A 14,786-nucleotide genomic window follows, 5' to 3' on the forward strand; every position below is an offset into this window, starting at 1 on the left:
CCATTTAACTCAACTGCCAAAAGGGACGAATACCATCATGAGGAAAGAACAACGGCTTCACATCCTCCGGACCGGGAATTTTCGAATTCTGCAATCCACTCATCGTTCCATAGTGGGAATGATAAGCGAAATAGATGGGATAGAAACGCTCGGAATCGAACTTGTCTATCTGCTGAAAGGGCCACTCCTTATCTATGTGCGGTAGCAACCATTCCATTGCCCTGCACAGGCTCTGCCCCTGCGGCCCCTCGAAACTCCACAGGTCCTCCCCGCATGAGTCAGCCAGCTGCGCCAAGTGGATCCACCCCTGCAGATTGAAGCAACAATAGTGAGCGGTAGTCGTACGCTTCAGCTCCTCGGGTTGGCTACCGTCGGCAGCAAATTGCTGCACGATGCGGAAACGACTGTCTCTCAGCGTATGGCGCAGAAGCGTATCTTCACCAAGAAACGCGGCAATGGCGCCAACCTGAAGATCGTAGTAGGTACCATGGTTGTTCTGCGATGCGCGCTCCTTCACTCCCTGCGGGCTGGTGCGCAGCCAATGCAGATACTTCGCCAACCATTCCCGGAACGCACTCGATTCACTCTGTGCCAGCTTACCGCGCTGTTCCAGCAACCTAACGGCATCAAGGAAGTAGTAAAAATCCTTCGCCTCGATGATGCCGGAACTGCTTCCTCGATTCTTGTTCCAGCCTTTACGCACCTGAGCATAATCGAGATGAGGTGCCATCGCTGTGTCAGAATTCAGGAACCAGGTACGAACGAGGCTTGCCGCATGAGCGTCGTATCGCTCATCCTGGCTCACGCTCCCAGCCAAAGTTAGAACGAAGGTGTCATCGAATAGCCGCTGCAGCCGCGTACGGTCGTAGTTCTCGCTCATCGGCTCGTACAGTCGCGTACCTGGGACGCGCTTGCCATCCCTGCGTATGTAAGGAAGCCTTGGAATAGGAATGGGATTGGGCCAGAAGTAGGGCGCTGGGTGCCAATAGTCGTGCGGGTTATGGCTGGGAGGGAGCGTTTTCTTGTCGACGACAGAATAGGGCCCACGGGACAACGCTTCCTTTGCCGTGCTTAACAAGGTGTGCCTTAACGTCTCGCTGATAGTGCCACCTGATGCCACAACAGGCACATAGCAAAGGCGTTTTGCATCATACCCGGAAAGGAACCCTTCCCCATCCAGCTTATTGAGCAAGGCAGCAATAGCTTCGTTGCGAGCCAGGCCACGATCAACGAGACCACTGCTTCCTTTTTCAAGATGGGCCTGCCCCGAGAAAAGCCGCGCCACCCAACCTGCCTTGGCAAAGGCACCAGCATCTTGTGAGTAGTCAGGGCATGGAAGATCCCATGGCTCGATATGCCAGCGATCCCATTTGCCAGGTATTCCGAGCCGCCAGAAAAGCTCCACTTTAGGGCGGCGGCCGTAGTAACACGCCTCATCGAATTCCTCGGCACTATCACACCTGAAAATCATTTGCGGTTCTTCGTCGGCCTTGGGCCGATAACCTGACTGTAGCAAGCTCTCATTACTGGCGATACGTGCCATCGGCACGACAAAATAGGGGGACTCTGATTTGTCTTTTATCGCCGCCACAATTTCTTCCCACCCCTCAACCGTGAGAAAGCAGTTACCATCCCATGGAAGCACCCATTTAGCCTGTTTTTTCCCATCTCGGAGCGCTGCATTCCTAGCCCCATTGTTATTCATCACATAATTATTCTTATGACGACACAACCGCATCCATATCCGGCTCTGTTGCGCAGCACTCAAGCGAGAAAAGCGTTTACCAGTCGGCAAATATTCGACTGGCACTCCCTCGACATCTAAAGGTAAGGACTGATATGCATCGAGATCAAACGGTATATGAATATACTTTGCATTGACAGATTCCAGCATGTCAATTATTTTATTTTCTTCATCAGGATCAACGATACGATTGACAACAAACCGCTTTTCGCAATCATCTAATTTCGACTCATGTCTTAAGATAAACTCCAGATTGCTTCGCGACTGTCCTTTTTTATGTCTAGGAAACAAGTCATTTCCAATAACACGGTACAATAAAAATTGATCATCTCCTCCGCTTTCTAACGCACCTATATATTCAATTATTTTTCTCTCATTAAAACGAGGCGCCAAACCACGATCGCTTGGACGAGTTGTGCGCGACCTAATTCGGTTAGACTCCCACTTTTTAGCAAGACATTTTTTTAAACTAGAGAAAAAAGGCAAAAGGGAAAGCACATCAACACCTTTTATAACATCATTAAGAAACAAAAAATCCTAAAAATATAACAAACCTCTCGCCCCTCATCAGAAGCCAGGCTCCACCTCAGCCATTCTATTCAACGCACACAGTGCCAATATCGCTCTTATATAACGATAATAATAATTCATTAAATTCACTTTTTCGCTCATCAAAAGAAAAATTTTTAGCCTGGGCATGGAGAAGTATGGCATCCTCATTGCCAAAGCCTTCAACTGCATTATAAATAACATCAGCCAACCCTTCGATGCTTTCGCTCGTATAACCGAAGTCTTCGCAAGTCTTTAGGGAGGCATAGAACCGCCCATAACTTATGAAGTCGAAGGTAGACCTACCCAAATCCAAAGGATCTGATATTCTAACAACTCCCTTTACATTTCTGCAAAGCTCTTTTATGTCCACCATACCAAGGTATTTAACATTACTCAGCCCCCAAGAATTTACTTCCTGCTTAGTCAAGTCGTCACCCTTGTTAACTATATAAAAATTAATCATACTTAATCTACTAACTAGCTTTTTAACAAGTGGCGCATATTGGAACATAGGAGGATGAGAAATTGCAAAATATAATGCCACATTTTTATCATCAGGCAATTCAAGTGGCCTATCTGGATACGTGAAGGTAACTGAAGGTCGGTAAAAACAACTAGAACTCAAACCCAACTCCCCAAAGCAGCCATGAAGTGTTTTACTATTAGTCAATATGGCAAGATATGGATTTTTTGAAAGCGAGTCATGTAACTCTGGGTCTTCTTTGATTTTATTGTAGGCCCCTTGCAGGGCATATAAAACTGTTTTTTCTCTAAAATTAAAGCAACTTTTAGTATTAACAACATTATGAGCTAGGATTATATCGCTCGCTTTAAACGCAGCAACTCTTAAATAATGCGCATCAATCTTAGAATATGATTTGCTTAAATATGACCATCCTTCAAGGAGTGTGGTTTTCTCAAGCTTTTTAGGTATAAGAGTAAGCAAGCTATCTACAACTGTTAAGTCACTAACGTAATCACAAAGAAATGAATTGAAACTTTCGCTTGAGTATAAATAGTTGTGCAATTGCAATGCACCATTCACAGACCCTTCCCCGGTTCGTATGCCAACATTGATACTTTTCGAAGTAGTGGCAACTGCAACACTTTTACTCATATACAGAGGAGTCAATAGCCCACAATTTGCAAAATAACTGACTACTGTCTTTACTCTTTTGTATTCAGAAGAATTAACACAATCATGAAAACAAACAACCCCCTCTTTTTTAATTTTTCTGTAATAATTACCTAAATCCTCCGCACATCCCCTTAAGGAGTGATCACCATCAATAAAAAGCATATCAATTTGCTCTTGTATAAACCCCAGCGCATTAACTGAACTGGAGCGCACAGGAACAATTATGTCATCGAAAGGCTTTGTGTTATTTTTGAATTCTTCATATGTGCTTCTTTTTCCTTCTGACATGCTGTCATTTTCAAACGTATCAATACTATATAACTTTCCACCATTTTCCCTAAGTGCAGCCGCCAGAAAACAACTACTCCTTCCACAATAAGCACCTATCTCGACAACCGTCGATTGCCTAGGCAAACTCAGAGCCTCATCATATAATACAATGCCTTCCTCAGGCTTAAGAAATCCATGCACTGATGTACAATAATCAAACACATCTTTTGACATTGCTTTAGTTGCCCGGTAACAACCAAAGCTTTTAAATACATAAAATACAAAACTATCAATATAATGACGGAAAAAACCGGGTGGCTTTATTTTAACCTCATAAAAGCCAACTCCCATGAATTTTTGAAGAATACGAGACATCTCAAGCTTATGCTTTACAATCTTTCCTTCGTGCTGAATTATTATTTTGCTTTTACTAAGGCCAACGGTATCTATTTTAACATCACCCGTTTTTTCATCAATACTTATTATAATACTATGCATCAACATCTCCTAAATGGCTTTTAATCTCCTCTACTGAAAAGCTAACGGTACTCTTCCAATTACGTTCACCTATGGCCCACTTCTGTGCTCTAGCCCCAAGCTCATGCCGCATTTCTGCATCATTAACTAACTTTTTTAATGCAAAAAAGAGATCTTCAATATTTCCTTTTCCATAATGAAGCCCAGTAACGCCATCCTCCACTAGTTCCTTTAATGCTTTTACGTCAGAAACTATAATAGCTTTACCCATAGCCATTGCCTCAAGTGGCTTCATAGGTGAGACCAACTCGCAGACCGGCCAAGGCTTGCGGGGAAACGGTGCAATATCTATAACACTATAGTATAGTTTAACATCTTCATAGCTGACTCTTCCTGGCATGAGGAGCCAGTCCTCATACCCATAACGGTTAGCTATTGACAGTATTTCTTCCGTTATTCTTCCCTTTACCTTACCAGTAGTATTTTCGCTACCCACCAATAACAATCTAAACGAAATTCCGCTGCTTTTTAATGAACCGCAAGCTTCAGCTAAACGTTCAAGACCTTCATAGTCAACAAAAGTACCTATATACCCTATGACAGGTACTTCTTCTGGGATGCCAAGTTTTTCTTTTGCCTGACTGCTGTCTACTTGAGTTTGAAATCTAGTAGGGTCGCATGAGTTAGGTAGCACTCCAATTTTTTTAGGTGGGCACCCACGCGAAACTAGCTCATCCTTGACTGCTTCAGTTATCGCCAACGTATAATCTGAAAAGTTAACTGTCTCCGCCTCTAGAATATACTTGGTATTATACTCTTCAGTTTGATAAAAAGTAGAATCTCTAGACACCTTAGTTATTTCTGCCAAACCTCTTACTTCATAAACACATGGTATACCTAGTTTTTTAGCAGCGATAAAGGCAGGCAGAGCTGTTATATAAAAAGAAGCGGCCCAAACACAAGAAGGCTTTTCCAATTCAAATAGATTATAAAAGCTATCTATGCACTTCTGCATGTATTCGCAGGTACTTATTCCTTTTCTCTCCGGGCCTTTTATCCTTTTATATTGTATCCCATCGATATATTCATCACTTGGTATATCTTCCAAAACTCCCATGTCATATGGAAACCCAGGCCTGCTTACACACACAACTTCCAAACCATTTTCTTTCATGGCAGTTGCTATACCATGCGAACGTGTTGCATAACCACCAGTTGAATAAGGCAAAGAGTTATGCAATATGTAAAACACTTTCCCTTTAAACACATCGCCTGTATGTATTTCTTTAACTTCAATGTTTCTAAGCAGTTGAAATTGTTTATAATGTACCGAGGCAGATCTTTTATTCGCATAACCCAACAGTTCTTCAGTCCCTTTTTTCTTGTATTTGTCTATTAGCCTATCGTCAGAATATTTTTGCGAATTTTTATAATCAAAATAATATCTGATGCTACTTTTGATGAAACTTAAAGGCTTTTTTTTATGTATTATATTTTCTCGCACGATTTTTGAATATTTAAAAGCATGGCTACTTTTGATTTTTTTGAGTTCGTTCTTAAGCTTTTTATTTTCTTCACTCAGTTCATTCTCATCCATCTCATACTGCCTTTTAATTAGAAACGAAGATATTAATTCATATAAGAACTAAAAATTTAGACCCTTCGACGTTTCATGTGGATTTAGCCAGGCGACCCACGGGGGGTCCGATCTGATAGATAATCGGGATGAAGTTGGCCTCGCTCCGGCAGCCGCCGCGTGCGCGTGACCTAGCAGCCTAGAAGTGGCCGTTTATGCCCTCCAGCGCGCGTTAGTCAGGCTGGAGAGAGCGCCTCACTACCTGTTCCACATGTCGTTCCAGCGTGCTTAAGGCTTTCGCCATCAGTTTCAAGAGCGTGTTGTCGACCAACTGCACCACGCATCACGTTGAGGTAGTTCATGATACGCCAACGAACTGCTGCCCGCGGTGTCAGAGCGTTTTGGACCAACCGCAGCTTTTCTTTATCACCCGGGTATCGGCGGTGGCTCCCCGATCGGCCATCAATTCCTAGTGTACGTCCAGCTGCTTCGCCGTCAGGTTGTGGTTATCCTGGCTTTTCAGCGCAGCGCAGTGCCTTGGTAAAGGTCTGCACGGTGTGGAACCAACCGACTGTGACCACAGCGTTGGGCAGGTGCTTGCCCACCCCACTGAGGAAATCCTGGGACATGTTACAGACCACCTCGGTATAGAGGACCGGGTGGCGGCCATTCGCGGTCAGGAAGGCGCTTAACAACTGAATCACGGCCTTGCCATAGCCAAGCACTAAGGTCACCGGCTCCTGCTGACGCTGTATGGCGAGGGACACCGTGACATAGCGATGTCCGCGTCGTGAGACGGTCTCATCCAGGCCAACGGCCTCGGATAGGTCCAGTTGACCCAGCATCCGTCCCATTTAGTAGTACACGATTCACCACAACAACTTGTCGGAAATCTACAGCTGGCAGGAGACGGCCAGCACCAGCATCTCCTTGACCTATGACATGGCGGCCTGCTCGAATAGCAGGGTTAAGTCACTGCCGGGCAGGCATTGCCGCACTCAGGAGAGGGGTAGATGCCTCTCGCTCGGCCTCGACATGGAGGTCCAGGTGGTGAGCCCACACAGAGGTACCCAAGTACTGGTCCATGAGAACCCAGGGTGCTACAAGGCCAAGAATCAGAATCTGAGTGTCGTCCATGCCATGCCTCCGGTCTAGATGGGGTCATATCCTGGCCCAGTTCAGGGGGTTCCACACCCAGTGACGAAGAGCTAGATTATCACGCCTTGGTGGTACCAATGGATTACGATAACCTCACGTGGAATAACGCACCCACTTCTTTCCCATTTGACAAAATTTATATAAAAATACATCATATAAAATATAAATTTTAGCCAATACTTAGACTTACTTCCTGAGCCGATCTTCCCAAATTCCTCTGCTATCAACTAGAAAACGAGAGTCTACATTATCACTTGGCATGTTCTTAAATGATTTATGATCGACCAGCATCACTACCACATCTGCCTTTTCAAGTGCAACCTGCTGATTAATCAGATTGGCGCCTGCCAACCTTCCACTAGATAAGTGTTCGATATTTGGCTCTACTAGCAAGACTCCTCCCGGGTGTCGAGCTACAATTTCTTCTGCGATTCTCAGTGCCGGACTTTCCCGAAGATCGTCGATGTCCGGTTTGAAGGCCAGCCCGAAGCAAGCAATGGTAACGTCCTTAGCAGTTTTGTCCGGATTGGCTGTGAGATACTCCCCTACAGCTTGCTGTACCTTTTCCACTACCCACTCTGGTTTACCGTCATTCACTTCACGTGCAGTACGAATCAAGCGCGCCTCTTCGGGTGTTTCACTCACTATAAACCATGGATCGACAGCGATGCAGTGGCCACCCACCCCAGGTCCTGGCTGCAGAATATTGACCCGTGGGTGACGGTTCGCTAGCCGAATGAGTTCCCATACGTTGATATCGAGCTTGTCGCAGATGATCGAAAGCTCATTCGCAAAGGCGATATTTACATCGCGGAAGCTGTTCTCAGTGAGTTTTGCCATCTCGGCGGTGCGCACAGTGGTGGTAATGCACTCCCCTTGCACAAAGATCTTATAGAGAGTCGTTGCTGCTTTTGAACACTTAGCCGTCATGCCACCGATCACACGGTCGTTCTCAACCAGCTCGCGTACCACATGGCCTGGGAGTACCCGCTCCGGGCAGTGGGCAATGCGTATATCGGATTCTTCACCATGAGTTTGCGGGAAGGTGAGGTCCGGCCGGGCTTCTGCCAACCAGGCTGCCATCTGCTCGGTAGCCCCTACTGGCGAAGTGGATTCCAGGATCACCAGGTCACCCTTCTTCAACACCGCCGCGATCGTTTGGCTTGCCGCCTTGATATAGGTGAGGTCCGGCACATGGTCGTTGCCATTCTCAGCCTTGAAGGGTGTTGGCACCGCGATCAGGAAGGCATCAGCCGGCTCGGGCTTGGTAGTCGCCCGCAAGTAGCCCTCCTTGACCGCCGCGTGCACCACGATATCCAACTCGGGCTCGACGATATGGATATCGCCTTGGTTGATGGTATCAACCGCATGCTGGTTGATATCCACGCCGATGACTTTCTTGCGACGGGAAGCGATGACGGCGGCGGTCGGCAGGCCGATGTAGCCGAGGCCGATAACGGAGATGGTGTCGAAATCCATGGTTGCATCCGATGTAGAAAATAAAGCTCACAAAATAGAGCTGCAGGACGGCTGTGTGTACGCGCTGATAGGCGTTATTTAACGGGGGTGGTGGCCAAGCTCTCGAGGATTCGCTGGCACGCCTTGCCATCGCCATAGGGGTTATGGGCATAGCTCATCATTTCGTAAGCAGCGTTGTCGGTCAGCAGGCTGTGCACCTCGCCAACAATGCGTTCCACATCGGTGCCCACCAGCTTGACAGTACCGGCATCGACGGCTTCGGGCCGCTCGGTAGTATCACGCATCACCAGCACCGGTTTGCCAAGTGACGGAGCTTCTTCCTGTACACCACCGGAATCGGTCAGGATCAAGTGCGAGCGATTCATTAGATAAACGAACGGCAGGTAATCCAGCGGCTCGATCAGGTGGACATTGCCGATGTCAGAAAGCAGGCGGTTGACCGGCTCGCGCACATTGGGATTGAGGTGCATCGGATAAACGATTTGTACCTCGGGATGTTGAGCGGCAATATCGTGCAGGGCCTGACAAATTCGCTCGAAACCGCCACCGAAACTCTCGCGACGGTGGCCTGTCACCAGGATCAGCTTGCGGCTGGCATCCAGGAAGTCGAACTGCTCGGCAAATTGCTGTTGGAATACAGGGCTGGTATCCAGCTTGCGCACCACGTCGAGCAGCGCATCGATCACGGTATTACCGGTGACATGCACCTTTGTGGGGGGCACGCCCTCTTCCAGCAGGTTTTGCCGGGAGCGCTCCGTAGGAGCGAAGTGCTGTTCGGCCAAGGCACCGGTGAGCTTGCGGTTGGCTTCTTCCGGCCAAGGCGAGTAGATATTGCCGGTACGTAGCCCCGCCTCCACATGGCCAACGGGAATCTGTTGGTAGTAGGCAGCCAATGTGGTGGAAAAGGTCGTTGAAGTATCCCCATGCACCAAGACGATATCTGGCTTCACCTCTTCCAGTACCGTTTTCATACCCTGCAGGATAGCCGTGGTCACATCGGTGAGATCCTGCCCCGGTTTCATGATATTCAGGTCATGGTCGGGCTTCAGCTCGAACAGGTCTAGTACCTGATCGAGCATTTCGCGGTGCTGGCCGGTCACACACACCTTGGCGTCGAAGCGCTCATCAGCAGCGAGAGCCAAAGCCAGAGGAGCCATCTTGATGGCTTCAGGACGCGTGCCAAACACGCAAAGAGTCTTGATAGGCATGGGGACTTCAGTTTCGGTGAGAGGTGGATTCTGCAATGACGCGGCCGCGTCACTCGACGGTAACGGATTTCATCAGATTACGTGGTTAGGGGCGCTTGCTTCAGCGCCCAACCGAGTAGTAGGTAAAGCCCTTGATCTTCATCCGCCTGGGCTCAAACATATTCCGCCCATCGAAGATCACCGGTTCGGCCAGCTGTTCCTGGATCAGGTCGAAGTCCGGGGCGCGGAACACCTGCCATTCGGTGACGATCACCAGGGCATCGGCGCCGCGCAGTGCGGCTTCCTTGGTGCCGCACAGGGAGAGGTCGTCGCGGCTGCCGTAGATGCGCTGGGTCTCTTCCATGGCTTCGGGATCAAAGGCCTGCACCTTGGCGCCGGCTTCCCACAGCGCTTCCATCAGCACGCGGCTGGGGGCTTCGCGCATGTCGTCGGTGTTGGGCTTGAAGGCCAGGCCCCAGATAGCGAAGGTCTTGCCCTTCAAATCGTTATTGAAGTGCTTGCTGATCTTCTGGAACAGGGTGGTCTTCTGGTCCATGTTGCGGGCTTCCACCGCCTTGAGCACCTTGGCGTCGAAGTCGATGTCGCCGGCAGTGCGGATCAGCGCCTGCACGTCCTTGGGGAAGCAGGAGCCGCCATAGCCCACGCCGGGGTAGATGAAGTGGTAGCCGATGCGGGGGTCGGAGCCGATGCCCTGGCGTACCATTTCGATATCGGCGCCCAGGCGCTCGGCCAGGTTGGCCATTTCGTTCATGAAGCTGATCTTGGTGGCCAGCATGCAGTTGGCGGCGTACTTGGTCAGCTCGGCGCTGCGCACGTCCATGACGATGACCCGGTCACGGCTGCGGTTGAAGGGGGCGTAGAGCTCGCGCATCACGTCTTCGGTCTGCTTGCTGGCCGTACCGATAATGATGCGGTCGGGCTTCTGGCAGTCGGCAACGGCGCTGCCTTCCTTGAGAAACTCGGGGTTGGAGACCACGTCGAAGCGCAGCTCCTTGCGGCCGCGGGCTTCCAGCACCGAATCGACCTTCTCGCGCACCTTGTCGGCGGTGCCTACCGGCACGGTGGACTTGTCGATGATGATCTGGTCGCGCTCCATGTGCTCGGCAATGGTGGCGGCCACGGCCAGCACGTACTTGAGATCGGCGCTGCCGTCTTCATCGGGCGGGGTGCCCACGGCGATGAACTGCACCTGGCCGTGCTTGACGCCGGCGGCGGCATCGGTGGTGAATTCCAGCCGGCCGGCGGCGTGGTTCTCCTTCACCAGCGGCTCCAGGCCGGGTTCGAAGATGGGGATGTCGCCCTGCTTCAGGCGTTCGACCTTGTCGGCGTCGACATCCACGCAGATCACGTGGTGCCCCACGTCCGCCAGAATGGCGCCTTGCACCAGCCCTACGTATCCCGTACCGAAAACCGTAACGTTCATGTCATCCCTGCTTGCGAGTATGCGAGTTGATGGTGTGCCCCAGGCACGCTACCGCCTGGGGATTGAACCGGGCGCATTCCCATGCCCTGCGTGACCATCGCCTCTGCCGGTGGCGGAGTGCCTGCCCTTTCGGTCAGGCCGGTATTCTACGCGATGGCCGCACTTGGGCTCTATGCGGCGGTTGGTAAAGAAAGGTAAGTATAGAGGTGATTGGATGATGCTGGTTAATTTCCAAGCGTGTAAGGCTGGTTGCGCATGGCCTGTACTGTAAGCCGTAAGCTGTAAGCAACCCCAACACCAGCACGGATGGTTTTCTTACAGCTTAAAGCTTACGGCTCGCGCTCAGCGCGCTTTCCCACCGCTCGTCACGCTGGCCGCAGACGATAAACCAGGGGTTGAGCACGCTGTCCTGCTGGTTGCAGCGCAGCGGTTCGAGGGTGTTGGCATCGAGCACCTCGCCACCGGCGGCGCTGACCACGGCCTGGGCGGCGGCGGTGTCCCATTCGCAGGTAGGGGCAAGACGCGGGTAGAGGTCGGCGGCGCCCTCGGCGACGAGGCAGAGCTTGATCGAGCTGCCCATGGAAACGCGCTCGTGATGCGGCAGTTCGGCGCAGAAGGCCTCGAAGGTCTCGGCGCCGTGACGACGGCTGCCCACCACCTTCCAGGGCTCGGCCTCAGGATCGGGCAGATCACGCACCTGGATATTGGCGTAGATGCCCTGGGCGATCTTGAAGGCTTCGCCACCGACCTGCCCTACCCAGGTGGTTTGCAGCACCGGCGCATGAACGATGCCGAATACCGGCACGCCCTCCTCCACCAAGGCCACATTGAGCGTGAACTCTCCGTTCTTGTTGACGAATTCCTTGGTGCCGTCCAGCGGATCGACCAGCCAATAACTGCTCCAGGCCTGGCGCGTGGCGTAAGGTATTTCACCGGACTCCTCGGAGAGCACCGGCACGCCCGGCGCCCACTTTTCCAGCAGTGCCACCAGCGCATGGTGGGAGACCATGTCCGCCTCGGTGAGCGGGCTCGCGTCGTCCTTGGTTTCCACCGTGAAGTCACGCTGGTAGATTGCCAGGACCTCGCTCCCGGCAGCGTGCACGCCCTCGACCAGGCGGGCGCGCATCTCGTTTGTTACGAATGCAGTCACAGAAAATCCTTATCAATAGCTTGGGTCAAAACCCCCACACCAACGGTATCAACCCCACCGCGGTAGCCCCGACGATAAGACTGAGAGGCGCGCCGAGCCGCAGGTAATCCGTAGAACGATAACCGCCTGGCCCCAGTACCATGAGGTTGGTCTGATAGCCCAGCGGCGTCATGAAACTGGCGGAGGCGGCAAACATGATAGCGATGACAAAAGGCATGAAACTGACACTGGGGGTGCTGGTACCAATGAGCGTGCAGGTGCCACCGATGATGGCCGCGTAACTGAGCGGCAGCAGCAGCTTGGAGGGCGGCAGCTTTAGCCAGTGCCAACAGGATCAATTCTGGATCAGGCATCTTCGCTCGGCGTCAGGCGAACCCCTTGCTCACGCGCCAGCCTGTGTATCGCTTGCTCACTGAGATTCGGAGCACTCAAGAGTACGTCGACCTTGCGCCCTTGCATGGCACGCATGATGCGCACGCTGAGCCCGCGGGATGGTCAGACGTTGGGTAGATTTAAAGCGCATGGGTTTGGTCAGCTCAGTGCTGGGCCTCGTCGCGCATGGCTTCAACTTCGCCCAAGGGCAACCCAGTAGCGTCAGCAATAGCCCGGTCGCTCAGGTCGGTGGTCTGGATCAGCTTGCGGGCCGTGCTGCGAAGGGCTTCTTCGCGGCCTTCCTCGCGGCCTTCCTGTTTCCAGCGCTGCGGCCATTGGCCGGTTCGTTCTTGCAGCATGGTGTATACCTCGCAGCTCATCGGTTACGTAGGAGCCACTCGCCTTCTCCAGCGAATCGAGGTCCAGCTCTTCAACCCACTTTTCGTGTACGAAGCCGGTAAGCAGGTCTCTTACCATTCGCTGGTGGGAAAACAGCAGTTTGTAGCTATTGTCGTGGCCAGCCATGTATTCGTGACCTTCCGTCCTTGGTTGTAGAACCGCTAGCGTTGCACTAAAGCCCAGCTTGGAGCGTCATGTCAGGCTCGGAACCGCGCCTTCGTTCTCTGTTTTCTCGGCAACGTAATTGCAGCCCAGCGTCACCTTCAACTCGTGCCCTGCCCCTTCGGCCCATTCCAGCAGCTTGGCCTTGAGTGCGGCCTGGGCGCGGGGGTCGCCGTGTACCAGGCGCACTTCCTTCGGCGGGTGGCGCATGCGGCGCACGAAGTTGAGCAGGTCGTGTTGGTCGGCGTGGGCCGAGTAGCCGCTTACGGTTTCTACCCGGGCACGGATGTCGATGCGCTGGCCATCCAGCTCCACCCAGCCGCCGTTGGGGCCATGGCGCTGGATGTCGCGGCCGGGGGTGCCGTGGGCCTGATAACCGGTGAACAGTACGCAGTGGCGCTCGTCGCCCAGCATACGCTTGAGGTAGTTCACCACCCTGCCGCCGCTGACCATGCCGCTGGCGGCGATGACCACTGCGGGGCGGTGGCTCTCGGCCAGGTAATCGACGGTGCGCTCGTGGGCGGCGTGGTCGTCCACGGTGTAGAGGTTCTCGAAGCTGAGCGGGTGACGGCCGCTGCGCAGGCGGTTGTGTGCTTCGGCGTCCCACCAGGGCTTGAGTTCGCGGTACACCTCAGTGAAACGGGCTGCCAGGGGCGAGTCGACGATGATTTCGAGCTCGCGCCAGCGGTCGCTTCGTGCGTTGTGTATCAGCCCTTCCAGTTCGTAGAGCAATTCCTGGGTGCGGCCAACGCTGAAGGCGGGGAACACCACGGTGCCGCCGTTCTCCAGTGCCCTGTCGATGGCGGCCTTGAGCCGGTCGCGGCGGTGGCGCCTGTCTTCGTGCAGGCGATCGCCGTAGGTCGATTCCAGTACCAGCACCTCGGCCCGGTACGGCGGCTTGGGCGCGGGCAGCAGCGGTGCATGGGGTGCGCCCAGGTCGCCGGAGAAGACGGTGCGCTGGCTTTTCCCGCTAGCCTTGTCCTGGGTATCCACTTCCACGTAGGCGGAGCCGAGGATATGCCCGGCACGCTTGAGCCTGACCTTGATGCGGTGGCGCTCGTCGTGGATGACGGTGTGCCAGGTCTTGTAGTCGATGGCGACCAGGCGGCCTTGCACCTCTTCCAGGAAGCGCTCGATCAGGGCGCGGTCGCGGGTAAAGCCGATCTTGAGTGCGTCCTCTATGACCAAGGGCAGTAGCCGTGCCGACGGTACCGAGCAGAGAATCGGCCCCTTGTAGCCTGCCGCCAGCAGGTACGGCAGCCGGCCGATGTGGTCGATGTGCACGTGGGTGACCACCAGGGCCAGCACGTCCTCCACCGGGAAGCGCACGGTGTGCTGTTCGAGGCTGTCGAGGTGATCGGCGTCCTGGCCCTGGAACAGGCCGCAATCGATCAGCAGCGCGCGGTCCGCGGCGAGTTGCAGCCGGTGGCAGCTGCCGGTGACGCCAGCCGCGCCGCCGTGGTGAAGGATCTGGGGGTAATCGTCCATGAGAATCTGTGGTGCGGTGTTATGGGAGCGGCGTGGTTATTGCGATGGCGGTGGCCTCCGCCGAGGCGCCTATCGGCGCCAGTCACGATGCGGAGCAGCGCTCCAACAGCTGTTTTGTCATGCCTTGGTGGTGGCTGCCGGGCGCCTATCGGCGCCAGTCGCGATGGGAACCAGCGCTCCAACAAGGTCG

At 52.9% G+C, this 14,786-nt stretch carries 10 protein-coding genes and 2 pseudogenes; all 12 read right to left on the minus strand.

Features of this window, described 5'->3' with window-relative positions:
• Positions 1 to 4: 4 nt before the first annotated feature.
• Entirely contained in the window at positions 5 to 2,275 is a 2,271-nt protein-coding gene (locus tag LY622_RS03705; RefSeq protein ID WP_234289644.1) for an alginate lyase family protein, read from the minus strand.
• Between the two features lie 64 nt (positions 2,276 to 2,339).
• On the minus strand, positions 2,340 to 4,202 hold the full coding sequence (locus LY622_RS03710; RefSeq protein WP_234289645.1) for a class I SAM-dependent methyltransferase: 1,863 nt from the start codon (positions 4,200 to 4,202) through the stop codon (positions 2,340 to 2,342).
• Positions 4,195 to 5,778 carry a glycosyltransferase family 4 protein gene (locus tag LY622_RS03715; protein ID WP_234289646.1) on the minus strand — a complete coding sequence of 528 codons (1,584 nt, stop codon included), beginning with the start codon at positions 5,776 to 5,778 and terminating at the stop codon, positions 4,195 to 4,197. Before LY622_RS03715 ends, LY622_RS03710 begins: the two co-directional genes overlap by 8 nt.
• 485 nt (positions 5,779 to 6,263) lie before the next feature.
• Complete coding sequence (locus tag LY622_RS03720; RefSeq protein ID WP_234289647.1) at positions 6,264 to 6,602, minus strand: transposase; 339 nt, start codon at positions 6,600 to 6,602, stop codon at positions 6,264 to 6,266.
• 499 nt (positions 6,603 to 7,101) lie between these two features.
• Entirely contained in the window at positions 7,102 to 8,394 is a 1,293-nt protein-coding gene (wecC, locus tag LY622_RS03725) for a UDP-N-acetyl-D-mannosamine dehydrogenase (RefSeq protein ID WP_234289648.1), read from the minus strand.
• 74 nt (positions 8,395 to 8,468) lie between these two features.
• The gene (gene wecB / locus LY622_RS03730) at positions 8,469 to 9,596 is read right to left on the minus strand and encodes a non-hydrolyzing UDP-N-acetylglucosamine 2-epimerase (RefSeq protein WP_369413726.1); all 1,128 of its coding nucleotides are present in this window, start codon (positions 9,594 to 9,596) and stop codon (positions 8,469 to 8,471) included.
• A gap of 106 nt (positions 9,597 to 9,702) precedes the next feature.
• On the minus strand, positions 9,703 to 11,025 hold the full coding sequence (locus LY622_RS03735; protein ID WP_234289650.1) for a UDP-glucose dehydrogenase family protein: 1,323 nt from the start codon (positions 11,023 to 11,025) through the stop codon (positions 9,703 to 9,705).
• A gap of 322 nt (positions 11,026 to 11,347) precedes the next feature.
• The gene (cysQ, locus tag LY622_RS03740) at positions 11,348 to 12,151 is read right to left on the minus strand and encodes a 3'(2'),5'-bisphosphate nucleotidase CysQ (protein ID WP_234289678.1); all 804 of its coding nucleotides are present in this window, start codon (positions 12,149 to 12,151) and stop codon (positions 11,348 to 11,350) included.
• Positions 12,152 to 12,200: 49 nt separating this feature from the next.
• Positions 12,201 to 12,401: pseudogene (locus LY622_RS03745) on the minus strand (SLC13 family permease); the annotation flags it as partial.
• A 310-nt stretch (positions 12,402 to 12,711) separates the two neighbouring features.
• The gene (locus tag LY622_RS03750; RefSeq protein ID WP_234289651.1) at positions 12,712 to 12,906 is read right to left on the minus strand and encodes a hypothetical protein; all 195 of its coding nucleotides are present in this window, start codon (positions 12,904 to 12,906) and stop codon (positions 12,712 to 12,714) included.
• Between the two features lie 19 nt (positions 12,907 to 12,925).
• Positions 12,926 to 13,072 (minus strand): annotated as a pseudogene (locus LY622_RS03755) (Rpn family recombination-promoting nuclease/putative transposase); the annotation flags it as partial.
• Between the two features lie 66 nt (positions 13,073 to 13,138).
• Positions 13,139 to 14,596, minus strand: a complete 1,458-nt coding sequence (locus LY622_RS03760) for an MBL fold metallo-hydrolase RNA specificity domain-containing protein (RefSeq protein WP_234289652.1) — start codon at positions 14,594 to 14,596, stop codon at positions 13,139 to 13,141.
• Positions 14,597 to 14,786: the final 190 nt, after the last annotated feature.

This window comes from Halomonas alkalisoli (genome assembly GCF_021412585.1).
GTDB classification, from domain to species: Bacteria; Pseudomonadota; Gammaproteobacteria; order Pseudomonadales; family Halomonadaceae; genus Halomonas; species Halomonas alkalisoli.

Coding starts and splice junctions, on each gene's coding strand:
- LY622_RS03710 (WP_234289645.1), bottom strand. CDS start 4,202: ATGCATAGTATTATAATAAGTATTGATGAAAAAACGGGTGATGTTAAA.
- LY622_RS03715 (WP_234289646.1), bottom strand. CDS start 5,778: ATGGATGAGAATGAACTGAGTGAAGAAAATAAAAAGCTTAAGAACGAA.
- LY622_RS03720 (WP_234289647.1), bottom strand. CDS start 6,602: ATGCTGGGTCAACTGGACCTATCCGAGGCCGTTGGCCTGGATGAGACC.
- wecC (WP_234289648.1), bottom strand. CDS start 8,394: ATGGATTTCGACACCATCTCCGTTATCGGCCTCGGCTACATCGGCCTG.
- LY622_RS03735 (WP_234289650.1), bottom strand. CDS start 11,025: ATGAACGTTACGGTTTTCGGTACGGGATACGTAGGGCTGGTGCAAGGC.
- cysQ (WP_234289678.1), bottom strand. CDS start 12,151: ATGCGCGCCCGCCTGGTCGAGGGCGTGCACGCTGCCGGGAGCGAGGTC.
- LY622_RS03750 (WP_234289651.1), bottom strand. CDS start 12,906: ATGCTGCAAGAACGAACCGGCCAATGGCCGCAGCGCTGGAAACAGGAA.
- LY622_RS03760 (WP_234289652.1), bottom strand. CDS start 14,596: ATGGACGATTACCCCCAGATCCTTCACCACGGCGGCGCGGCTGGCGTC.